This is a genomic window from Sivoneniella epilithica UHCC 1019, from assembly GCF_040830845.1.
Taxonomy (GTDB): domain Bacteria; phylum Cyanobacteriota; class Cyanobacteriia; order Leptolyngbyales; family Leptolyngbyaceae; genus ULC077BIN1.
This window is the reverse complement of record NZ_JBFPDP010000040.1, coordinates 31,953-52,533: the sequence shown is the minus strand read 5'-3', so window position 1 is coordinate 52,533 and position 20,581 is coordinate 31,953. Positions and strand designations below refer to the sequence as shown.

Below are 20,581 nucleotides of genomic sequence, written 5' to 3'. Positions count from 1 at the left end.
TGGGCGACCAATGACCTCAACTTAAGTGAACTCCAAAGACTTCAGTTCGCCGAGTTTGCTTGGGCGATTGAGGAGTACCATCGAGGACTCAAGCAATGTTGCGGAGCCGAACGTGCTCAGGTTCGTTCCAGTCGTGCCCAGCGCAATCATGTTGGTTTAGCGATTCGTGCCTTCCTGCGTTTGGAACTGCATTGGTTCGCAACGGGCATCAGTTGGTACGAGGCAAAGTTGGCGATCGTGCGGGATGCGATTCGTTCCTATTTAGCCGCTCCTCGCTTTGTTCTCAATCCAACTGCGTAATCCCTGCCTAAATTTGCGGCTATTGAACCAGTTGAAGAAATGGAGAATGAATCAATGGCGATCGCTCATCCTGATCCTGAAATCCATCCCCGCAAGTCTCGTGCGAGTGTGCCCACGGATTTAATGCATCAACTCAAAGAATTGGCGGCAACAAAATTCAATGTTGAAGGCTCTAATGCGGATGTGATGCAGGCGATCGTTAAGTTTCTCAGAGACGATACGACTCCGACGATAGCAACTTCGATTGAATCGTTTGGCAGCACGTTTCAATGGTTTACGGCGGAGGTGGAAAGGTTGAGGGCGGAAAATCAAAAACTTGCGGCAAAACTTGACCAAGCGCGGGTACAACTTCAAAGTATGGAATCGGGGGCGATTCGACCCGTAGAGGAATTGGAGGCGTTGAAGAGTGAAAATGAGCGACTGAAGGCGGAGTTGATGCAGTTTCAGCAGTTAAAACAACTGTTTACGGGTTCGGCTCCAGTTGCTCCGATACCTCCGACCGTGGTGCCAGCGGTGCCAGTTCAACCCAGAGTTCAACGAACTGTCGCGAGTCATATGCCGCAAAGAAGAATTCGGGATGAGGGAACTGCGTTAGAGAAAATTGATGAGGCGATTTCTCTGATTATTGCCTGGAATGATGATCCAATTAGAGCGTTTAATGACAAGTGGTTTATTGGCGTTCCCGCGCTTTTACAGTTACTCAGGGGCAACAACTATTCGGCTTCTCAAGGTCGAGTACAACAAGCTCTAGCCAACCGTAGACCGGAGATTGAAAGCCATCATCAACAGCATGGGCTTGGGCAACGCCATAACGTCAGACACATTCGCCCTATTAGTCAAGATATCGCTTTATGAGGGATGCGATCACTGTTGTTTGACTCAATTAAGAAGCTGGGAACAGGCTCACAATTTAAATCCGATTTTGTTGGTTGAAGCGGTCACAATCAAATTCAACCACTGTTGCCTTGATAGATTCTCATACTGCCAAATACAATGCACTCGATTCTTGAGGGCGCACATGGAGGTAGATGCCGGTAGTGGCAATGCTGGCATGACCTAAAGTCACTTGCACTAAGTTAATTGGGGTGCCTCGTTCCAAAGCATGGGAGGCATGGGAATGCCGAAACCAATGAGGTGAGACTTTCGCGGCTACCTCTGCGCCATCGCAGGAAGTTTTAAGAATTCGTTGTACCTGACTGCGATCCAGCATCTTTCCACTCCGGCTCTTGAACACAAATTCATCTGGGTCTAGGGTTTCCCGTAAATCTCTGACAATCTGCCAGGTCGCCGCACTGAAAACAACGGTGCGCGTCTTTTGCCCCTTGCCAAACAAGGTCACTTGTCCTCGACCAAAGTTGGAGTCTTGCAAATCCCGCCAGCGCAATGAAATGATTTCAGACACTCGCGCTCCCGTGGCATATAGCAATCGTAGTAAGGCGTAGTCACGGGCTTTGGACGTATGAGAAAGGATGCTGAGAACTTGCTGTTCACTCAAAATCCGTTCGGCGATCGTCAGTTTCGTTTTAGGCAGTTTCACCGGTTTGCCTACGTTACGAGTGAATACGCCGAGGTCGTGTCCAAAGGTGATCAGGGATTTGATGGCACACAATCTGCGTCGCTGCGTAGAAGGAGCATACCCTTGGGCGATGAGAGCGTTGGCAAAGGCTTGAACATCATTAAGGGTGATGGTTTGCAGAGATTTATACTCCACGAATGCTAGAAAATATTTGATGTCACGACGGTAGCCATCACAGGTGTTTTTGCTCTTACCATGCAACCATAGCTCAATTAGGTCTTGATTGTTCTGTACGACCACCATCGGTTGCAGGTCGAACACAAAAGATGCCACCGTTTGGAAGGGGGCTTCTGAAGGTGGGGCAAATGGATTAAGGGTTATCATGATGCTCTCCAAGGTGTAAGCATGGTTTCCATTGCTTCTTACCTTAATGCGATCGCCCCTCCAATCCACTAATTCTCACATCTACACTACCGTTATGATGCCTACGGTCAGAAGCTTGGTGAATCGGGCACGGCAGAGAACAAGTACCTGTTCGCTGGAGAGCAGTTTGACGAAAACTTAGACGATTACTATCTACGTCAGCGTTTCTATGATACGAATACTGGTAGATTCGGCAGAATGGACACCTATGAAGCTGGGGTGGGAGATCTCAGCAATGCGAATAAGTATGTCTATGCCAGCAATAATCCAATTACGATGACTGATCCAACCGGGCTATTTAGTGGAAATATCCAAGAGTTTACAGTAACAGAAAAACTGCGAACAGACTTAGAAGCAGCTTATCGTCTGCCTGCGGCACTACGTACCTATCAAGCAACACGAACAAGTATGCTCGCCATAGCAGCGGCGGTGGCAACAGCTACAGCTTTTGGCGCAATAATGACTGTCAGCACTGCTCGAAGCCTAAACCGCCTTTTAGGAGTCCCAATAGTTTTTTGGGGAAACGATGTGAATGAAGTTACAGAACACCAATTTAAAGCTGTAACAGGTTCTGGATACACCATCAACAACACAAGTGGCGCAATTGGACAATCTATACCTATTAGTGTTGCACTACATCGTGGAGATACGAGGTTTCCCGACAAATGGAGATACGATCATCCTCAATCTATAGGTAGAAGCCGCGTGTCACAAGTAGATGAATTTCCGTATGGTTCGACCATAGAAGGAGGTGAGAATAATTACAATATGGGACTTGTGTCTCTGCATCAAGTGAATGGCTCTCAAAATGCTAGTAATGGAACGAGACTACGACATTTTTGGAATAAACCAAACGTTAATGTGACCAAGTATGGAACTAATCGGCTCTACAGTCTATTCCTGAATGTTCCTGTTCCAGGGTTGGGTGGGTCATTCGGTCTAGACAGACAAGGGCAGCCTGTATCAGTCTAACGATGACTTGAATTAACAACTTTTTGGTGAAAAATATGAGCAATGTTTCTGTTCTTGGGGAAACTCTATTAAGTTTCATCAGTCCACACTTTTTAAAGTTTGTTCAAGAGTTAAATCCAGGAATTTCTCGGTCTATTCTTCAGTCGGATTTATCAGAACTGGAACAGACATTACCCAATGATTTTTACGAATTATATGAATGGAGGAACGGAAGTCTAAATGGATTTCCACGACCTTTTAATTCAGGAGACATTCTTGACTTTTCTCCGGTCGAGCTTATTGTTGAAGAAATGAAATGGGAACTATATGGAGACGCTCCTCCAACTTATAGAGGTTGTCGCCTGCTACCTTTTATTAAAGTAGATTCGGATTCTGTTGCCATTACACTAGGACGTAATTACTTTGAAGAGGCTCACATTATTTACATTAATGAAGTAGGTGACTCATATCTGTATTGTGACAGTATCACCAGTATGTTAACATCCACTGTTGAATGTTTTGCGTCTGGAGCTATAGCTGTAGACGATCAAGGCAATGTCGAGGAAGACTATTATCTATCCTCAGAAATTTGGCAAAGAAATAACCCTTACGCATTAGCTGAAGCGATTTCAGAGCTAACATCATCCATAGATGTGTGTACTTCAGAAGAATTAATAGAAGACAGAGATTATTCTAGAGGACTTGACTCTTTGACCTCTACTTTGGCAACATTGTGGAGGTTTCGTCCGGCAGAAGCTATAACAGTGCTACAAGGTAATTTAGTCAAGCTTAAGGAAATTAATTCAGCAAGAGGGGGAGGGTTGTATTTAACCCTAGATGAATGGCTTGAAAAAGTTGAATAGTGGCATTCTCATCACCTGACAAACTTCAACCCTTCCGCCCCTTTGGTAAACTGGTCAGTAAAGATACTCATGACCGTGCGCTTGCGAATCTTGATATTGCCACTGAGGGACATGCCCGACTGCAACTTCACCTCGCGCCCATTCACTCTTAACGACTGCCGCTGCAATTGAATCTTTGCCGGAAACGTATACTGAGGCTGAATTTGGGTAGGCGGCAATGCATCCGAGCCAATCCAGATTAGCTTGCCCTGAATATCGCCAAACTCACTAAATGGAAACGAATCAATCCGCACATCGACGGTCATGCCTTCTCGGATAAAGCCAATGTCTTGATTGGTAATCGACACCTTTGCCACCAGCGCATCATTCGGCACAATTTTGAGAATCGGCTCCGTCGTATTTGCCACAAACCCCGGTGAACCTGCCTTCAACTCAAACACCGTTCCCGCCACAGGCGCGTGTAAATCCCCATACTTCAACGTCTGCTGCGTCTGACTCAACTGACTGTCAATCTCCGCAATTCGGCGATTGTTCTCCAGAATTGCCTTGCTCAATTGACTATCAATCTCGGCAATCTTTTGACCATTTTCCGCTAGTTTTGTCGTCCCCTCCTTGCGATCGCCCGCCCGCGTATTTTCCACCTTGGTTTGCGACTGAGAGATGGCAAATTGCAGCCGGATTTTCTCTTGCTGTAGCTGCCTCACCTCTGAACGGTTCGCTTCCACCTCTTGCTCTTGCTTCAGGTACTGCACCTGGGAAATTGCCCCGGTTTTTGCCAGGGGAGCCACATTATTTAAGAGCCGTTGATTAATTTGAAATGTCTTTTGAGCAGCCACCAGCTTCGTCTGCGCTTGCTGCAACTGCTGATACAGTTGACTAGTTTCTAAGCCGCCTGCGGTCGTCCGGGTTTCCAACTCCACTCGATTCGATTGCAATCTCTCCCGTTGGTCTGAGGTCAAAGCATTCCCCCCAGTCGTACCATCCAACTGCGCTCGAAACATCTGATCTTCTGCCACTAACTGAGAGCGGCTGCGGGTCAAACTCAGAAATTGGGTTGGAATCGGCACCCTGGGATCGGTTGCTTGCCCCCGCATCTGCGCTCCGTAAAATTCATTCTCCTGCACCAGCGTCAGCCGAATCTTTTTGAGCGAAGCCAGTTGCGCTTGCACCGTCGTCGGGTCGAGCCGCAATAACAACGTTCCCCGTTTTACCTGTTGCCCATCTTTGACGTAGACCGCCTTGACCACGCCATTGACGGGAGCCTGAACATCCTTCACAGCCCCTCGCGGCTCTAGTTTCCCCTGGGCTGGAATGGCTTCCTCAATTTCTGCCAAACATGCCCAAGTCACCCCCGTAACCGTCACGCCCATCAAGACCCAGAGGATTGCCCGTGACCAGAATGGCGACTGCTTCATCATTAGCGGATGTTCAAACCGCTCTTCCTTAAACACCCGCTTTGGTTTTACCTTTGGACATGGTTCTGATTGAGGTTGTGCTGTAGGAACTGGCTCCACATTGGCATTCACCTTGCCATTGAGTTCCCCTGTATTGAGATGCCCGTTGTTGCTAATCGTCATGTCAGACTGCCTCTTGCTTTCTCATCTCCCTATCGCCCCATCGCCCCATCGCCCCATCGCCTCATCCCTCTTACTCCCCACCCGCATCCTGCTGCTGGTACAGGCAGTAATACAATCCCTTCATTGCCATTAGTTCCTCATGGGTTCCCTGCTCTGCCACAGCCCCCTTGTCCATCATCAAAATCAAGTCAGCACTGCGAATCGTGGCAAGTCGATGGGTGATGAAGAAGACCGTGCGTCCTCGAAATGCCGCCATCAAGTTTTGACACACCTGCCGCTCACTGTGTAAATCCAGGGCAGAAGTTGCTTCATCCATCACCAGCAAATTAGGATTCTGCAACACCGTGCGGGCGATCGCTACTCTTTGGCGTTGTCCACCGGAAAGAGAGGCTCCCCGTTCCCCCACTCTGGTGTTGTAGCCATTGGGCAATTCCATGATGAACTCGTGAGCAAAGGCAATCTTTGCCGCTTCCACAATTTCTTCGGGAGTCGCATCGGGATTGGTCAGAGCAATGTTTTCCTGGACGGTGGTATCAAACAGCAGCGTATCTTGCAGCACCATGCCGATTTGTCGTCTGAGCGAATACAACTCGACTTTGTGGATGTCGTAGCCGTCAATCAAAATCCGCCCTGACTCCAGGTCATACAGACGCGGCAGCACTTTGGTTAGGGTACTCTTGCCGGCTCCACTTTGACCGACCACGCCGATGAATTTACCTGCTGGGACTTCTAGACTGACGTTGTTTAGCTGGCGGGACCCATTCGGGTTGAAGCGGAAGCATACGTCTTCGTACTTGACCACGCCCTCAATTGCAGGCATGGGAATGTTCTTGCGATCGGCTTCCTCGGTTTCCTGGGGCGTATCCAAAATGTCAGCCAACCGTTCCAAGGACAATGCCGTTTCCTGAAAGTTTTGCCACAGTTGAATCAGTCGCAGGAGTGGGCTGGTGGTATAGCCAGCAATGATGCGGAAGGCAATCAGTTGTCCCAGTGTCAATTGTCCCTGTAGCACCAGGTAAGCACCAACCCATAGCAGCAGGAGGCTGGATAACTGGTTGAGAAAGTTGCTGAGCGACCCTGCGGTCGTGGAAGTCAATACGGTCTTAAAGCCAGCCACCACATAGCGAGAATAGCGGTCTTGCCACTGCCAACGAGAGCGCAGTTCGATATTCTGGGCTTTAACGGTTTGAATTCCAGAAACCACTTCCACCAAATACGATTGCGTCTCGGCATTGCGCTCCGCTTTGATCCGGGTCTGCCGCCGGATGATCGGCGAAACAATCAAGGTGAGCAGCGCAAACAGCGGTACGGTTGCTAGAGCAACAGCTGTGAGCAAGAGGCTGTAGAACAGCATGACCACGATGTAGATGACCGAAAAGACAGCATCGAGTACCACCGTCAATGCGGTGCCCGTGAGAAACTGGCGGATGTTCTCGAGTTCATTGATGCGGGTGGCGAGTTCTCCCACGGGGCGCTTTTCAAAGTAGCGCAAGGGCAATCGCAGCAGATGATCAATCACCTCACTGCCCAATGCCATGTCAATTCGGTTGGTGGTATCAACAAACAGCATCGTCCGCAGCCCGTACAGCAATGCCTCGAAGACGGCCATCAGGATCATCAAGCTACCCAGGACGTGCAAAGTATCCCCACTGTTCTGCACAATCACTTTGTCGATGATCACCTGAGTGATCAACGGATTCGCCAACCCAAACAGTTGCACGAAGAAGGATGCCAGCAAGACCTCAATCAAAACTTTGCGGTAGCGGATGACCGACGGGATAAACCAATTCAGTCCAAACTTTTGCTGGGGCGTATCTTTAGTCGGTTGTAGCAGCACCACCTCGCCTTCTTCTCCCCAAGCTTCGGCAAAGGCACTGGGTTTCATTCGGCGGATGCCCTGTTCGGGAATTGCCAGCACCAGTTCCTTTTCAGTTGCTTTGTACAGCAAAGCAAAGCTATCCTGCCAGGGCAGCATCACTGGAGTTTGCAAACGGGTGAAGGCAGCAGACGGCACGGTTGCCAGTTCGGCGGTCAGTCCCATCAATTCAGCGATCGCCCCACAGAATTGCAGGGAAATGCTGCCGCTGCGTCGGTCTTGATTGACTAAGGCACGGCGCATGACATCCCGACGAAAGGGCATTTTCCAGAGCTGACTAAGCATCTGGAAGCAGGCAAGGGAGCCATCAATCGGTCCGCGACCCTTGACATGGGGATATTTAGCTTTACGCCTGGAAGTCTCTTCGTCGTCTTCCAAAGCGGTTGGACGTTCTGGGGCGAAGGGGATCTCAGCTATTCGCGGTTGGCTATTCGCTGTTAGCTCTTGATCGCTAACGGCTAACGGCTGAGGGCGAATGGCTGCAATGGGAATGCCGATTAGACGGGCGGAGGGGCTGTCGATGGTGAGGACGGCTTGCGGATCATCTAGGCGATCGCCTGGGGTGAAGTTGGTGGTGCCGCCGCTGAGGAGCCAGAGCAGGTTGGGGTCGAGTTGACTCAGGGGTGTTTTGCCCTTCGGCAGAGTAAGAACGGTTGCGTCGGGAACCAGTTTGAGCGTCAAAGCTTTGAGGTCTACTTCGCCAATTGCTTGACGTTGCAGTTCGGCACCCAGCAGATCAAACAGTTCGGTCAAATCCACATGATGGTGAAAGGCAGCGGCAAATTCGGGTTCCTGTTGGAGAAGTAAACGAAAGTCTTGGGCAGGCAGGGTGAGGCAGACGGATTCAACTGACGCAATTCCCGTTTCACAGGGGATGCCGCGCAGCAGCCCAGCCCAACCGAGAATGGCTCCAGGGCGCAACAGTTGCAGGGTGTCGGGCAGTTGCGAGTGGGGAGAATAGGCGAGCAGTCGGGCTTGCCCTTGGTAGAGAATGGCGACTTGAGCAGGCATAGTTTCGCGCATTACAATCGCTTGTCCCATCCGGTAGCGCAGCAACTGAAGTTTGCTGGCTAACAGTTCTAGGGCATTCTCACTCAGGCGGTCGAACGGGGGAGTGGTCGCCAGAAAATCGTAGATGGGGGTGGTAGTGGAGGTCATGCGTGAGCCAGGGCAAGTGGGGCAAGCTGAGATGTGGGCTGGGGTTGAGTTAACTGTTCCTGGAACCAGGTGTCAAAGAATTGATCCAGCAGCCGCTGCCGCATGGCATCATCGAGTTGAGCCGAAATCAGTTTTTCCAACCGGAAGACAACGTACCACTCACCAATTTGAGTGGGTGGAAAGAGTTGACCGGGTTGACCTTGAACCAGTTTTTCTGCCAGAGCAGGATGGGGTTGGGTCAGGGGCACGGGTCCCAGCAGTCCACCCGTTTCGGCTTCAGATCCTTGCGAGTATTGCTGGGCAAGGTCAGCGAAGGATTGCTCATCGGCTTGAATGCGGAAGTAAAGTTCCTGTGCCACTTCCGGGTGGAGAGTGCGGATGAGGGAGTAAATCACCTGATCTAGTTCGGATTTACGGGTGAGGAAGTAGGACTCCAATTTGTTGCCCCAGGTGCGGTGTTTGAATGTCTCAATCCGCAGGGCGCGAGTGGCGCGGGTTTCCAGTTGTTGGGGTGTGATGCCCTGCTGAAGTAACCAGGCTTGACGAGCGGGTACTTCCGTCAGGTGATGGATTTCATAGAACTGTTCCAGGGCTTGCTCAGTTTCTTCTAAGCTGCACTCAATGCCTTCAATTGCCTGATCAGTCAGCAGTTCCCGGCAGAGTTGCGGCAGCAGTTGATATTGAATCAGCAGGGGCATCAAATCGGTGGTCGTGATGGTACGGTTCCCGATTTGCAAAACTGGGGTGGTCATAGGTAGATGCGGCAGGGCGGTAGGAGGATAGTCAGAGTTGGCGATTAGCTTTGACAATCCTTAGTGCAGAGTACCCAGTTCTAATGGAGGAATCACTATGACAGTGGAAGAATTTTAGAGAATCGTGCGGAATGGCTAGGGGGCGATCTCAAGGCAAAATCCGCCAGCATAGCCAACGCGATCGCACTCCGTCACTCCTTCATCCACATTCTCCATGAAATTGCATGGGCGTGTTGGGTTTCGCTTCACCCACGGGTTTACAGACAGAAACTTGACAATGCTCAATCTAACCTACGCCAGGGATGATCGCACTGAGATTCGGAGATTCTGAGCAACTATGAAAATCGCCCATCTGCCCGTTGCAGCATTTCTACAATTTCCTGAAACCCATTAATTTCTGCCCAAAGCATTGCTGTCCAACCACTACGACTTCTGCGGTTGGGTTTAGCTCCACGATCTAGAAGAAACTTTACCAGATCAGTGTTACCTACAATGGCAGCTTCCATAAGAGCAGTTTCGCCCTCTGCGCTCCTAGCCTCAATGTCAGCGCCTCTCTCAATAAGTTGACAAGCTAAGTCTGTTAATCCTTCCCGAATTACACACATCAACAGACTTACACCTGTGGCACGTTGGCATACATCAATAGACTCACCTTGCTCTAGAAGGCTTAAAATGCTCGGTATAGATTTTGATGAAACTGCCGATTCCATCGCAGAACTCATTGAAACAAGTTTTCTAGCCATGTAGATTGTGTCCTGAATTTTTACCGTAAAAAACCCACATTAGATTGATGAGCCATGTAGCTACCAAGCACCACGACTAGCATTGAAAGCTGCTAAAGCAAGTTGTGGTATTAATTCCGAAGTAATTCTCTGAATAGTGATGTATGCCGCTGTTGCCGCGGCTGCGTCTATCCAATCGCTAATAATATCGTAAGTAACAACACCCAAGATAGGTGGATGAACCCAGACAATATCACTACTTTTAGTCACTATGAATGGCGGAGGTGTAAATGTATTCCCTGGTAGCCAATGTTGAGGCATTTCTGAAACTCCGTTAAGGAGAGTAAGATATGCAGCTAATTCTCCTAATCCTCTAGTTAGCTCATTTGAGGATTTGATTTCATAAACTTCATAACTGCCAAAATCTACTAAGTCTGGTCTTAATCTATTAAAAGGAGGAACTCCTGGATGATTGTAGTCATTGAGTGCTCGCCTAATCACATATTGTAAAGTTAGTTGACGACTTCCATCGATCGCTCCTAAAAAATCACTCCAGCGAACACCGTGACGGTCATACTCACGCTTCTCTACATTCTCGGTGATGAAGTACTGACCTATTAGGTTGTTAATCTCACCACCTCGATCAAAGTTAAGGACAGAAAATCCAGTTGGATCGATAAATTTGACTGGATTAGCATTTGCGTAGATGTACTTCTGAAGAGTTATAGGTTCTGTGCGTTGTCCTTCCCAAGAATCTCTTCTAGTAAATCTTCCAATTTCCGCATCGTAATATCTTGCCCGCAGGTAATAGTCTCCTAAAACCTCGTCAAACTGCTCCCCGGCAAACAGGTACTTGTTTTCTACAACGCCCGTGCTGCCTAGATTTTCCCCAAAAGCATCATAACGGTAGTGTAGATGTGAAAGTTAGTGGGTTTGGAGGGGCGATCGCGGAACGATACAATACGATTGCACTACCAGATTGCCAAAGGGCTAACATGGCTCAAAATCCTTTTGATCAGTTGTCCAAGCAGTATTTGGAAGAACTGCTTGCTCCCCTGGGTTCTGTGAAGCGGCAATATGAGATACCGGGGGAATCGAAATTTGTTGACCTTTGGTTTGTTCCTACCGCTACGCTAACTGCACAAGCAACTGACCTAGGGACATTGGGACGCATCACACAAACAATGGTGTTGCTAGAACCCTTTCGCAATGCTCCCACTCGCTATGAGGTGAGAACGTGCCTGTTGAAACTGATCTGGATTCAAGAGGATGAACGACGCAAAGCCGAGCAACTGGGACAGAAGCTCAAGGAAACCGACTTACCGCAACTCTGGATTCTCGCAGCAACCGTGACAAAACCCGTTATCGGAGCGTTCAAAGGGGAGGTGAGGGAGGATTGGTTGCCAGGGATTTATTTTTTGGGTGAGGGGCTGAAAACTGCGATCGTTGCCATTGACCAATTACCTGAAACAGAAGAGACCTTGCTCCTGAGAATTTTAGGGCGTGATCGGACGCAAGAACGAGCCATCCAAGAGGTCTTGGCACTTCCGCTTGAACATCCGAAACGGAATGGCATCTTGCGGTTGCTGGCAAGCTGGAAGGTTAAAATCGAGATAGATGAGATTTTGGACTTTACGAACCGGGAGTCGATGATGGCACTTTCAGAAGCCTTTTTGCAGTGGGAGCAGCAGACGCAAGAAAAAAGTCGGCAGGAAGAAGCACGATCGCTCATTCTCCGCTTGCTCACTCGCCGAGTGGGAGGACTATCAGAGCCAATGCGATCGCAAATTGAGCAACTCTCTGTGCCTCAATTGGAAGCTTTGGGAGAGGCGTTGCTAGATTTCAGTAGCATGGCAGATCTGGAGAATTGGTTGGGGGAGAATGGGTAGAAGCGATCGCTGAACATGACCGTTGATTCAGCGTCGCTGGCTCTAAAAATGCTTCAGGAGAACCTTCCACTGGAAACGATCGCTCGCACTACCAAATTGACGATCGCTCAACTTCAACAACTCCAGGTTGACCCACCACCGTAGCACTGAAGGTGAGATTGCTGGCAGAATCATAGCTGTTTGCGATCGTCTATCTCGTAAACGTTCCTGAATGTTGGGTTTCATGCTTCGATTAACCTATTAGGGAAGGAAGCTTAGTTTTCTTTAGGATCGTCCCTGGGAAAAGATTCACGCAAATCCATCCATTCCTCAAACATTATTTTGAGATCTGATTCACTAATTCCAATTGTTTCATCATAATTAATATTATATAAACCGTTACATACCTCGTTAAAGGATTGCCACACAGTATAGAAATTATTTCTCGAGATTTCTATACTGATAACAGGTTGATCTGATGCGTTGAAATCAAGTTTTTGTCTAAGGTATTCAAGGAAATGAATGACCTCTTCCAAGAAGTATCCTACCCGTGTCTGAAACTCTCTCTCTGAGATGGATCGACACACTTCAGAAATTACATTAGATATTATCCTTAGTTCATGATAGCTCAAACCTATTAGATGTAAATCACCATCACTAGATATATATTGCATTGTTTTAATTCATCAGTGTTACATGTTGAAAATGATTTATCCTTAAGTTGCACTAATTCTTTGTGTCAGGCCAAACATCAAAGAATTCTTTTTTATTTCTAGGTCGAAATGCTGTTCCACCATGAGGGTCTTCCGGATTTTCAATCACTATTGTTCCTGTATTGTCATCCCAGTAAGCCGTTCGGTGTCCTGAGCTTTTTTGATCTGATGGGTTCATCATTATACTCTCTATAAGCTCTGCAAGTTCTTGTGCACTGTTTATTCCAATTGGTTGGAACTCTCCCCGATGGTCTGGCCAAGCATGTTGATAAGCAATGTCATATGCTACGTCGATATTAATTGAAAAGACATACTGTACAAAGTCATTAATGTCTCCCGCTGAACGACCAGTATGAGAAGGAACACTTGGGCTACTTCCACCACCAACTCCACCCAATGGTTCTGGAGTCCAGGTATTCCGCCATGCAAGAATGCTATCTAGTACAGTCCTTGGTCGAGCATCTTCGCCAAATCCTCCAAGTCGTTCAGGATTGTAAGAACCTGTCGTTATGGAAGCAACTTTGATGGCGGCTAATATACCAAAGATGACATCTCTAGCAACAAATTCTGTTAGAGCAAGTAGACCTGATGGATCAACTCCATTGATTGGATTGTTGTGAGTGTAGCTGTATTTGTGCAGTGTTAGTGGTTCAGCCTGTCTGCCTTCATAAGTATCTCGCCTTGTAAATCGTCCAGAGTCAGTGTCGTAGTAACGTTGTCTTAGATAGTAGTCACCCAAATTCGAGTCAAACTGCTCTCCTGCAAACAGGTACTTGTTGTCTACAGCACCCGTTTCGCCTATATTTTTCCCAAAAGCGTCATAACGGTAGTGTAGATGCAGAAAATGATGGGATTGGAGGGGCGATCGCTCCATACAAAGACTCAAAATCATTCCCTCAAGCTGGTACAATCGCACCATGTTTGATAACGTTTCCAAATTCCTTGTTGAGCAATACTCAGCCGATTTTGCCAGTTGGCTGGTGGGTGAACCGATTGCATTGACTGAATTGAGTCCATCCGAATTGTCGCTGGAACCGATTCGCGCTGATGCCTTGATTCTGCTGCAATCGGCTGATGTGGTTTTACACTGTGAGTTTCAAACCGACCCTGACTCAACGATGCCCTTTCGGATGGCAGATTACGCCCTTCGCGTGTTTAGACGGTTTCCTCAAAAACGTTTGGTGCAAGTGGTGATTTACTTACGTCCTACTGACTCCGAGTTAGTGCAGCAAAACACGTTTACTGCCAATCGCCTGCGGCACGAGTTTCAAGTGGTAAGGTTATGGGAGCAACCCACCGAGGTTTTCTTTCAGCGCCCTGGACTGTTGCCCTACGCTGTGTTGAGTCAAACGAGTGATCGCTTCTCAGTTTTGCGGGAAGTGGCAGAAGCAATTGACGCACTACAAGGCAGACAGCAGCAGAGCAATTTAGCTGCCGCCACTGGCATATTGGCTGGGTTAGTATTAGAAAAACAGATGATTCGACGATTGTTACGGAGAGAACTGATGCAAGAGTCTGTAATTTATCAGGAATTGCGGGAAGAGGCACGTGAGGAAGTTCGTCGGGAAGAACGTCTCAAGGGTGAGCGGTCGCTCATTCTGCGCCTTCTCAATCGCCGAGTGGGGGAATTGACCCAACAAGCACGATCACAAATTGAGCAACTCTCTGTACCTCAACTGGAAGACTTGGGAGAGGCGTTGCTAGATTTCAGCAGCATGGCAGATTTGGAGAATTGGTTGAGGGAAAATGGGTAGAAGCGATCGCTGAACATGACTGTTAATTCAGCGTTGCTGGCTCTGAAAATGCTTCAGGAGAACATTCCACTGGAAACGATCGTTCGCATTACCAAATTGACGATCGCCGAACTCGAACAACTCCAAGCAAACAACCAGTAGTGATCGCATTACCCACCTGCCATCGCACTCCCTCACACCACCATCAGAGCGATCGCTCATCCTAGAGCAACTCACAAACCTATTTATAGAGCTGCCTCAGAATATTCAAGATGCGATTGTCTATCTACCGAGTGATCGCCTCAAGGCATTGAGTCTTGCTCTTCTAAGATTTAAGAGCTTAGTAGATTTGGAGCAATGGTTGAAAGAAAATGCAGGCTAGGCAATCGCACTCGACCAGCCTACACGATACGCGATCGCGCTTTCATTAAATCCAGTAGTTTCAAATGATCGTACTGTGTCTTCACTTCCTTCTAAACTGAGAGGCTACGCACTAAAACTTTCCAGTTTCTGTACGTTTGGTAGAATATGTGGATCTTCCACTTCGAGAATAATCAACTAAATCATCTTCACCGTCAGCAATTTGAACTGAAAACCTATAAGGAGCTAGTAGTGAAATTCTGGCTAAGCCTTCAGGTGTTTCGTTTCTTACAGTTAAACCCTTGGGTAAAGTCAAAAGCACCTTTTTCCCGCTGATGGTATAAAGCACCACTGGTACATCTCTTTCTAAAACACCAAACTTGTATTCCGGACTGTTGCAAGAATTAAGCAGAACTAGAAAGTTGAGTAACAGAGAAATACAGAGAACAGAAAGATAGAACTTACGATTGCTCATTGATATTTAAATAAAGTGAGTTTAGTGCAAAAACATTCTCAACTATTCTGAATATTGTTTCTTAGAAGAATCCCCAAGAAGGCAAAATTAAATCAACTCCAGCGTCCTCAAACCACTTACCCATTGCAAAGTAAATGAGGACTTCAATAGGGTTCCCTAATCCTGGCTCTTTCGCTGGTCTTGATGATCTACGTGATCCTGCGTTGGTGACCCTACTAGGGTTAAGGTATGAAGCTTCATTTAAAAGTTGACCATACTGAATAGGCGAAATCTCATGCGCCGCGCCGTACAGCATTACACCCTTATCAGGAAGTGCATCCTGAATAATGGTAGTACAGTTGTTAGCACCAGCAACAAATCTGTATTCTCCTATCATCTTACCTAGCTGACCATAATGCATTTTAGTCTCCCCAGGTTGCCGATATCGGCTTTCAAAGAACTCAGCTATTCCACGTTCTTCGGCTGGAGTATAGTTTAAGAAATAGCGATCTACAGTGTCCTGTGAAGATGTAAAGCCAGGATTGTTAAAATATTCGGCAGTTGTTACTCTGAATAAAAAGCCTCCTCCTTTTGTGCCACCGGAGTGGGGGGGAATTGTTCCACTTGGTTGATACCTGCCAAACGTATAGACTGTACCATTTACATCTATCGCAGCATGTCCATACCAGTTAGCACCTGAGTGAATGTAAACGAATGTCGCAAATCCACTTGGATCGATCCCACTGACAGGGTTTGCATTTGCATAAATATACTTTTGCAAAGTTACAGGATTGTCAAGAGTTCCCTCATAATCATCCCGTCGTATGAATCTTCCTGCTTCCACGTCGTAGTACCGTGCCCTGAGATAGTAATCATCCAAATTCTCATCAAACTGTTCTCCAGCAAACAGGTACTTATTCGTTACACCACCCGCATCACCGAGATTCTGACCAAAAGCATCATAACGGTAGTGTAGATGTGAAAATTAGTGGTTTGGAGGGGCGATCGCTCGCTCTTATAATTAGAACCTCTGAACTGCTTTATACCCCCGCTATGATTGACCACGATCGCCTGTTCAAAGAACTCCTCTCCACCTTCTTCATCGAGTTTTTGGAGCTATTCATCCCGGAGATTGCCAGCACGATCGCACCCAATTCGCTTCGCTTTCTGCAACAGGAATATTTTGCAGATTTAGTCGAAGGTGAGGAGAAAGTGATTGATCTGTTAGTAGAGGTAAAGCAGGCGGGTCGAAATGCGACCTTTCTGGTTCATGTGGAAGCTCAGGCATCCAGTCAAGCCCACTTCAATCGCAGGATGTTCCATTACTTTGCAAGGCTGCATCAGCGGCATCTCAAGGATATTTACCCGATTGTGGTGTTTTCGTTTGATGAACCGTATCGTGAAGAAGTCAACCGCTATACCGTAGAGTTTCCCAACCGGAAGGTGTTGGAATTTAGCTTTGAGGCAATTCAACTCAATCGATTGAACTGGCGAGACTATTTGCATCAGCACAATCCAGTGGCGGCAGCATTGATGAGCAAGATGCAGATTGCACCGGGCGATCGCCCCAAGGTAAAGGCAGAATGTCTACGCCTGTTGGCTACACTGCGATTAGACCCAGCGAGAACCCGCTTGATTTCGGGTTTTGTGGACACGTATCTGCGATTGAACAGTCAGGAAGAGCAAGCATTTCAGGAAGAGGTTGGTAAACTAGAGGTAAACGAGCGAGAGGGCATTATGCAAATTGTCACAAGTTGGGCAGAGCAGGCGCGACAAGAAACTCAAGTTGAAATCGCCCGGCGGATGCTGGCAGAAAAGTTGCCTATAGAAACTATTGCGCGTATCACAGGGCTTTCTGTTGAACAAATCGAGCAGTTGCAGAAGATCGATCCTCAACCTCCGCAAGCATAACCAGCGCGATCGCTCCTCGCCATAAGGTGCGATCGTACTTTAGAAGTCATTGATCATTGATTCCACGAACTTCAAAACTTTATCTTGAGGAGTTTCTTTGCAAAGTAAACCAATGGTAAGCATAATTGTTTGACTGAGAAATCCAAATGTTATCAAGTTAGACGAAAAAAGACCATGAGCAGCACAATTAAAAGTAATTTTACCTGATGGTACTGAGCTAAGCTCCTCTTGCACTTCTAATGCCTTTTTAAGAATAGCGGGTACGTATTCTTCTGAAATTCCTATTTGAATAATTTCAGGTGCTACCGCAAGAAATTCTTGAAAGCTAGGTGTTTCATTTTCGCCTACAGCAACTTGAATGAGGAGCTTTTGAGTTTCTTCAGGTGAAAATTTTGCTCCTAGAAAGCCATAAACAGGTCGGGAACCTTGAAATAGACGCAATTCAATAGCAGCTTGATGGGGTTTGCCACAAGTTGCAGTTGTTGCTTCACAAATGTCAACAGTTGCCTCACAAATTTTTTGAGCTGTGAAACCTGTTGGAGGAACTTCGTCTAACCAAATTCGCCCCTTTTTACCTGAATTTAGTTCTAGTTCAAACATTATTTTAACCCCCAAAAGCTTTTCCAATAATTATTGAAGTGATCTGGATGTGCCTGGATAACTTCAGGTGCATAAACAGACCTTTGATCTACTGCGTATTTAGCTAAAGCTGCTGAATGGGCTTCTTCATAAGCCATGCCTCTCGACATAAAACCAGCTTCGGCAACTTCATGTGTATAGAAAACTGCATCTGCATTTGAGATTGGACGGTTTGCTTTATGTGCTGCTCGAAGTCTTTCTATCATCATTGTATTAGGTGGATGATCACCAAACCTCTTTAAATGGGTTTCCACAATCTCAAGCCCCTTTTGAGAAACTTTGACAGTCCTACCTGCCAAAATACCAAAACCCTGACCAAAGTTTTCAATACTCCCTCCTACAATCATTCCACCGCGAGGAACAGGTATCGGAGGCAAGTTTTTGAGAAGATAGGATGCAGCGAATCCAACAGATACAAAAGCTGCATTTATTGCAAAATCTGTAAAAAAGTTATCTACCCCATAGTTACCATTAGAAAGAGTGGAGCTAATGAAGTAAGCTCCGGTATCAGCTTGGATTCCTGCCAAAATGTTACGAACTGAATTGGCTGCGCTAGCTTCAGCAAGGGTGAACAATCCAGTTGGATCTGTGTGGTTAACTGGATTTGCATGGGTGTAAAGATATTTATGCAGTGTTAGAGGGTTACTTAGACTACCCTCATAGCTGTCTCTTCTGGCGAACCTTCCCGTACTGGTGTCGTAATACCGCTGCCGCAGATAGTAATCGTTCAAGCTCTCGTCAAACTGCTCCCCTGCAAACAGGTATTTGTTATCTACAGCACCCGTTCCGCCTATGGTTTTACCAAAAGCATCATAACGGTAGTGTAGATGTGAAAATTAGTGGTTTGGAGGGGCGATCGCCCTTGAATCTGGCATCCTTTCCCAAGACTTTTAGTAGTACAATCGCTTTGATTGTTCAGTCTGACTCACCCATGAGACGGGATTCAATTTTCTATGCCTTATTTCAGCAATCTCCGACGCTTTTATTTGAGTTACTCGAAGAGCCACCTCTGGGTGCTGACAAGTATCGATTCGATTCCGTAGCGGTGAAAGAACCTCGGTTTAAAATCGACGGAGTGTTCTTACCCCCTGACACTGAAGTACCCGGAATTGTGTACTTTTGTGAGGTTCAATTTCAAAAGGATGAACGGTTGTATGAGCGGTTATTTGGTCAGTCGTTTTTGTATTTCTATCGCAACCGCGATCGCTTCAGGGATTGGCAAGCTGTAGTGATTTATCCATGCCGCACAATGGAGCAGAGCCAGATTGAACCTTATCGGGCGTTGCTGGAAAGCGATAAAGTGCATCGTGTGTTTTTGGACGAGTTGGGAGAGATGGAGCAATTACCGTTAGGAGTTGCATTAATGGTATTGACAACCCTTGGAGAAGCTCAAGCACCAGCAGAAGCAAGAGCGTTACTCGTGCGATCACGGCAGGAAATAGACGAGCCAGCAGCTAGTCGCGCCATAATGGAGATGCTGACCAGTATCATGGTCTACAAGTTTACAAATCTGAGTCGGCAGGAGATTGAAACGATGTTGGGAATCAGTTTGCAGCAGACGCGGGTATACCAGGAAGCTAAAGAAGAGGGGCAGCAGGAAGCGCTTCAGCAAGTAGTGATGAATCTTCTAAAGGAGGAAATGACGGTGGAGGCGATCGCTCGTGTTACTGGACTATCGTTTGAACAAATCGAGCAGTTGCAGGCGATATTACCTCAAAACCCACCAAAATAGTCAACGCGATCGCACTTGGCTGCTACACAGTATCTACAAGGCTCAAAAAGTTCAAGATATATTTGCACCATGTTCAAGAAGCAATCTAACTAATTCATCATTGCCTTGTGCCGCAGCTATATGAATTGCACGAAGTCCGCGCTGATCAGTTACATTGACATCGGCACCATGGGCAATTAAAGTGTGTGCAGATGAAGTTCCTCCTCTGCGATGTATAGTTGCCTGCAACGGTGTTTTACCAAAGCCATCACTAATATTAACTTGAGATCCAGATAGCAATAAATATTCTACAGTTTGCTGATTTTGAGAGTACGCTGCCTGCCATAGGGGGGTACTGCCATCTTCTCCAACTGAATTAACATCTGCGCCTAGCTCGACTAATCGTTTAACAACATCTAGGCAGCTTGACCTAGCGGCAACATGTAAAGGCGTGAATCCTTGCTTATTTTTTGAAGAGATATCTGCTCCAGAAGATATCAGCAGATTAAATATATCAATATCTTCTACAGCCCTATACAGATGAAGAACAGAATCCCCTGAATTATTAAGCACAATGTGGAGATCCGCACCTGTTTGAATTAGAAACTCAACTGTATCTATTTGTTGAAAACGAATGGCATCAGTAATTGGATAACCACCCAAATCTTTATAGGTTTTATTTACATTGAAACCTTGACTTATAAATTTTTTAATTATGTCAACTCGACCCAGCATGACACTGGCGCATTCATCAATTTTAACTCCTTGATTTAACAGGAAATCAATTACTTCTTTTTGCTCGTAATCAATAGCACAGTGTAAAGCAAGCCGCGAATCTCTACGACGCAAGTTAAGGTCTGCACCATTTTCTGATAAACAGTGGATTACATCTAGAAATCCTCCCGTAGCAGCCCAATGTATGGGCGCATTTCCAGATTCATCCAAAGAATTGACATTAGCTCCAGATTTGATAAGAAGTTCAACCACTTGTGGCGAACCACTTCTGGCAGCTATTGACAAGAGTGATTTTATGCCTCCTGGGAAATTACTCATG

The 20,581-nt window shown here is 46.9% G+C and carries 22 protein-coding genes and 5 pseudogenes; 12 read left to right on the top strand and 15 right to left on the bottom strand.

Annotation, left to right across the window (positions count from 1 at the left end):
• Window positions 1–300: pseudogene (locus tag AB3R30_RS20220) on the top strand (IS701 family transposase); the annotation flags it as partial.
• A 39-nt stretch (window positions 301–339) separates the two neighbouring features.
• A complete protein-coding gene (locus AB3R30_RS20215; protein WP_458651017.1) occupies window positions 340–1,155 on the top strand; it encodes a hypothetical protein in 816 nt (271 codons plus the stop codon).
• 121 nt (window positions 1,156–1,276) lie between these two features.
• Here AB3R30_RS20215 and AB3R30_RS20210 read toward each other — a convergent pair whose 3' ends face one another.
• Window positions 1,277–2,200, bottom strand: coding sequence for a tyrosine-type recombinase/integrase (locus AB3R30_RS20210; RefSeq protein WP_458651016.1), 924 nt, complete (start codon window positions 2,198–2,200; stop codon window positions 1,277–1,279).
• A gap of 105 nt (window positions 2,201–2,305) precedes the next feature.
• Here AB3R30_RS20210 and AB3R30_RS20205 point away from each other — a divergent pair.
• The 3 genes and pseudogenes from AB3R30_RS20205 to AB3R30_RS20195 form a co-directional block, all read left to right on the top strand.
• Window positions 2,306–2,524 (top strand): annotated as a pseudogene (locus AB3R30_RS20205) (RHS repeat-associated core domain-containing protein); the annotation flags it as partial.
• Window positions 2,516–3,211, top strand: a complete 696-nt coding sequence (locus tag AB3R30_RS20200; RefSeq protein ID WP_458651020.1) for a NucA/NucB deoxyribonuclease domain-containing protein — start codon at window positions 2,516–2,518, stop codon at window positions 3,209–3,211. The pseudogene AB3R30_RS20205 and the gene AB3R30_RS20200, both read left to right, overlap by 9 nt.
• Window positions 3,212–3,246: 35 nt before the next feature.
• Window positions 3,247–4,053 carry an SMI1/KNR4 family protein gene (locus tag AB3R30_RS20195; protein ID WP_458651015.1) on the top strand — a complete coding sequence of 269 codons (807 nt, stop codon included), beginning with the start codon at window positions 3,247–3,249 and terminating at the stop codon, window positions 4,051–4,053.
• Window positions 4,054–4,064: 11 nt separating this feature from the next.
• On the opposite strand, the gene AB3R30_RS20190 is transcribed toward AB3R30_RS20195, so the two are convergent.
• From AB3R30_RS20190 to AB3R30_RS20160, 7 genes and pseudogenes are all read right to left on the bottom strand, one after another.
• Window positions 4,065–5,630: an HlyD family efflux transporter periplasmic adaptor subunit gene (locus AB3R30_RS20190; RefSeq protein WP_458651014.1), complete on the bottom strand. Its 1,566-nt coding sequence runs from the start codon at window positions 5,628–5,630 to the stop codon at window positions 4,065–4,067.
• Window positions 5,631–5,700: 70 nt separating this feature from the next.
• Window positions 5,701–8,664: a peptidase domain-containing ABC transporter gene (locus AB3R30_RS20185; RefSeq protein ID WP_458651013.1), complete on the bottom strand. Its 2,964-nt coding sequence runs from the start codon at window positions 8,662–8,664 to the stop codon at window positions 5,701–5,703.
• Window positions 8,661–9,416: a peptidylprolyl isomerase gene (locus AB3R30_RS20180; RefSeq protein WP_458651012.1), complete on the bottom strand. Its 756-nt coding sequence runs from the start codon at window positions 9,414–9,416 to the stop codon at window positions 8,661–8,663. Before AB3R30_RS20180 ends, AB3R30_RS20185 begins: the two co-directional genes overlap by 4 nt.
• 135 nt (window positions 9,417–9,551) lie before the next feature.
• Window positions 9,552–9,701, bottom strand: a complete 150-nt coding sequence (locus AB3R30_RS20175; RefSeq protein ID WP_458651011.1) for a hypothetical protein — start codon at window positions 9,699–9,701, stop codon at window positions 9,552–9,554.
• A 50-nt stretch (window positions 9,702–9,751) separates the two neighbouring features.
• Window positions 9,752–10,159, bottom strand: a complete 408-nt coding sequence (locus AB3R30_RS20170) for an ankyrin repeat domain-containing protein (protein ID WP_458651010.1) — start codon at window positions 10,157–10,159, stop codon at window positions 9,752–9,754.
• A gap of 60 nt (window positions 10,160–10,219) precedes the next feature.
• The gene (locus AB3R30_RS20165; protein ID WP_458651009.1) at window positions 10,220–10,639 is read right to left on the bottom strand and encodes a hypothetical protein; all 420 of its coding nucleotides are present in this window, start codon (window positions 10,637–10,639) and stop codon (window positions 10,220–10,222) included.
• A 174-nt stretch (window positions 10,640–10,813) separates the two neighbouring features.
• Window positions 10,814–11,029 (bottom strand): annotated as a pseudogene (locus AB3R30_RS20160) (RHS repeat-associated core domain-containing protein); the annotation flags it as partial.
• 104 nt (window positions 11,030–11,133) lie between these two features.
• Here AB3R30_RS20160 and AB3R30_RS20155 point away from each other — a divergent pair.
• Together AB3R30_RS20155 and AB3R30_RS20150 are read left to right on the top strand one after the other, a co-directional pair.
• Window positions 11,134–12,027: a DUF4351 domain-containing protein gene (locus AB3R30_RS20155; RefSeq protein WP_458651008.1), complete on the top strand. Its 894-nt coding sequence runs from the start codon at window positions 11,134–11,136 to the stop codon at window positions 12,025–12,027.
• 15 nt (window positions 12,028–12,042) lie between these two features.
• Window positions 12,043–12,171 (top strand): hypothetical protein, encoded by a 129-nt coding sequence (locus AB3R30_RS20150; RefSeq protein WP_458651007.1) that lies wholly within the window; start codon window positions 12,043–12,045, stop codon window positions 12,169–12,171.
• Between the two features lie 561 nt (window positions 12,172–12,732).
• On the opposite strand, the gene AB3R30_RS20145 is transcribed toward AB3R30_RS20150, so the two are convergent.
• Complete coding sequence (locus AB3R30_RS20145) at window positions 12,733–13,638, bottom strand: RHS repeat-associated core domain-containing protein (protein WP_458651006.1); 906 nt, start codon at window positions 13,636–13,638, stop codon at window positions 12,733–12,735.
• Here AB3R30_RS20145 and AB3R30_RS20140 point away from each other — a divergent pair.
• From AB3R30_RS20140 to AB3R30_RS20130, 3 genes are read left to right on the top strand one after another with little or no spacing between them, the layout of a single operon-like run.
• Window positions 13,637–14,473, top strand: a complete 837-nt coding sequence (locus tag AB3R30_RS20140; RefSeq protein WP_458651005.1) for an Rpn family recombination-promoting nuclease/putative transposase — start codon at window positions 13,637–13,639, stop codon at window positions 14,471–14,473. The genes AB3R30_RS20145 and AB3R30_RS20140 overlap by 2 nt on opposite strands.
• Window positions 14,474–14,488: 15 nt before the next feature.
• Window positions 14,489–14,614: a hypothetical protein gene (locus tag AB3R30_RS20135; RefSeq protein WP_458651004.1), complete on the top strand. Its 126-nt coding sequence runs from the start codon at window positions 14,489–14,491 to the stop codon at window positions 14,612–14,614.
• Between the two features lie 7 nt (window positions 14,615–14,621).
• The gene (locus AB3R30_RS20130) at window positions 14,622–14,834 is read left to right on the top strand and encodes a DUF4351 domain-containing protein (protein ID WP_458651019.1); all 213 of its coding nucleotides are present in this window, start codon (window positions 14,622–14,624) and stop codon (window positions 14,832–14,834) included.
• Between the two features lie 111 nt (window positions 14,835–14,945).
• On the opposite strand, the gene AB3R30_RS20125 is transcribed toward AB3R30_RS20130, so the two are convergent.
• Both AB3R30_RS20125 and AB3R30_RS20120 read right to left on the bottom strand, forming a co-directional pair.
• A complete protein-coding gene (locus AB3R30_RS20125; RefSeq protein ID WP_458651003.1) occupies window positions 14,946–15,287 on the bottom strand; it encodes a hypothetical protein in 342 nt (113 codons plus the stop codon).
• A 61-nt stretch (window positions 15,288–15,348) separates the two neighbouring features.
• Window positions 15,349–16,218 (bottom strand): annotated as a pseudogene (locus AB3R30_RS20120) (RHS repeat-associated core domain-containing protein); the annotation flags it as partial.
• A 26-nt stretch (window positions 16,219–16,244) separates the two neighbouring features.
• Here AB3R30_RS20120 and AB3R30_RS20115 point away from each other — a divergent pair.
• Entirely contained in the window at window positions 16,245–17,177 is a 933-nt protein-coding gene (locus AB3R30_RS20115; protein ID WP_458651002.1) for an Rpn family recombination-promoting nuclease/putative transposase, read from the top strand.
• Between the two features lie 39 nt (window positions 17,178–17,216).
• Here AB3R30_RS20115 and AB3R30_RS20110 read toward each other — a convergent pair whose 3' ends face one another.
• The 3 genes and pseudogenes from AB3R30_RS20110 to AB3R30_RS20100 all read right to left on the bottom strand — a co-directional run.
• Window positions 17,217–17,777: a hypothetical protein gene (locus AB3R30_RS20110; protein WP_458651001.1), complete on the bottom strand. Its 561-nt coding sequence runs from the start codon at window positions 17,775–17,777 to the stop codon at window positions 17,217–17,219.
• Window positions 17,777–18,391: a hypothetical protein gene (locus AB3R30_RS20105; RefSeq protein WP_458651000.1), complete on the bottom strand. Its 615-nt coding sequence runs from the start codon at window positions 18,389–18,391 to the stop codon at window positions 17,777–17,779. The genes AB3R30_RS20110 and AB3R30_RS20105 overlap by 1 nt, the downstream gene beginning before the upstream one ends.
• A gap of 57 nt (window positions 18,392–18,448) precedes the next feature.
• Window positions 18,449–18,577, bottom strand: a pseudogene (locus AB3R30_RS20100) (RHS repeat-associated core domain-containing protein); the annotation flags it as partial.
• A 170-nt stretch (window positions 18,578–18,747) separates the two neighbouring features.
• Here AB3R30_RS20100 and AB3R30_RS20095 point away from each other — a divergent pair.
• Entirely contained in the window at window positions 18,748–19,548 is an 801-nt protein-coding gene (locus AB3R30_RS20095; RefSeq protein WP_458651018.1) for an Rpn family recombination-promoting nuclease/putative transposase, read from the top strand.
• Between the two features lie 51 nt (window positions 19,549–19,599).
• Here AB3R30_RS20095 and AB3R30_RS20090 read toward each other — a convergent pair whose 3' ends face one another.
• Window positions 19,600–20,580: an ankyrin repeat domain-containing protein gene (locus AB3R30_RS20090; protein WP_458650999.1), complete on the bottom strand. Its 981-nt coding sequence runs from the start codon at window positions 20,578–20,580 to the stop codon at window positions 19,600–19,602.
• Between the last annotated feature and the right edge of the window lies 1 nt (window position 20,581).

Bases quoted from the DNA above. Each gene is read 5' to 3' on its own strand.
- AB3R30_RS20215 (WP_458651017.1), top strand. From the start codon at position 340: ATGGAGAATGAATCAATGGCGATCGCTCATCCTGATCCTGAAATCCAT.
- AB3R30_RS20210 (WP_458651016.1), bottom strand. From the start codon at position 2,200: ATGATAACCCTTAATCCATTTGCCCCACCTTCAGAAGCCCCCTTCCAA.
- AB3R30_RS20200 (WP_458651020.1), top strand. From the start codon at position 2,516: ATGACTGATCCAACCGGGCTATTTAGTGGAAATATCCAAGAGTTTACA.
- AB3R30_RS20195 (WP_458651015.1), top strand. From the start codon at position 3,247: ATGAGCAATGTTTCTGTTCTTGGGGAAACTCTATTAAGTTTCATCAGT.
- AB3R30_RS20190 (WP_458651014.1), bottom strand. From the start codon at position 5,630: ATGACGATTAGCAACAACGGGCATCTCAATACAGGGGAACTCAATGGC.
- AB3R30_RS20185 (WP_458651013.1), bottom strand. From the start codon at position 8,664: ATGACCTCCACTACCACCCCCATCTACGATTTTCTGGCGACCACTCCC.
- AB3R30_RS20180 (WP_458651012.1), bottom strand. From the start codon at position 9,416: ATGACCACCCCAGTTTTGCAAATCGGGAACCGTACCATCACGACCACC.
- AB3R30_RS20170 (WP_458651010.1), bottom strand. From the start codon at position 10,159: ATGGCTAGAAAACTTGTTTCAATGAGTTCTGCGATGGAATCGGCAGTT.
- AB3R30_RS20155 (WP_458651008.1), top strand. From the start codon at position 11,134: ATGGCTCAAAATCCTTTTGATCAGTTGTCCAAGCAGTATTTGGAAGAA.
- AB3R30_RS20150 (WP_458651007.1), top strand. From the start codon at position 12,043: ATGACCGTTGATTCAGCGTCGCTGGCTCTAAAAATGCTTCAGGAGAAC.
- AB3R30_RS20140 (WP_458651005.1), top strand. From the start codon at position 13,637: ATGTTTGATAACGTTTCCAAATTCCTTGTTGAGCAATACTCAGCCGAT.
- AB3R30_RS20145 (WP_458651006.1), bottom strand. From the start codon at position 13,638: ATGGTGCGATTGTACCAGCTTGAGGGAATGATTTTGAGTCTTTGTATG.
- AB3R30_RS20135 (WP_458651004.1), top strand. From the start codon at position 14,489: ATGACTGTTAATTCAGCGTTGCTGGCTCTGAAAATGCTTCAGGAGAAC.
- AB3R30_RS20125 (WP_458651003.1), bottom strand. From the start codon at position 15,287: ATGAGCAATCGTAAGTTCTATCTTTCTGTTCTCTGTATTTCTCTGTTA.
- AB3R30_RS20110 (WP_458651001.1), bottom strand. From the start codon at position 17,777: ATGTTTGAACTAGAACTAAATTCAGGTAAAAAGGGGCGAATTTGGTTA.
- AB3R30_RS20095 (WP_458651018.1), top strand. From the start codon at position 18,748: ATGAGACGGGATTCAATTTTCTATGCCTTATTTCAGCAATCTCCGACG.
- AB3R30_RS20090 (WP_458650999.1), bottom strand. From the start codon at position 20,580: ATGAGTAATTTCCCAGGAGGCATAAAATCACTCTTGTCAATAGCTGCC.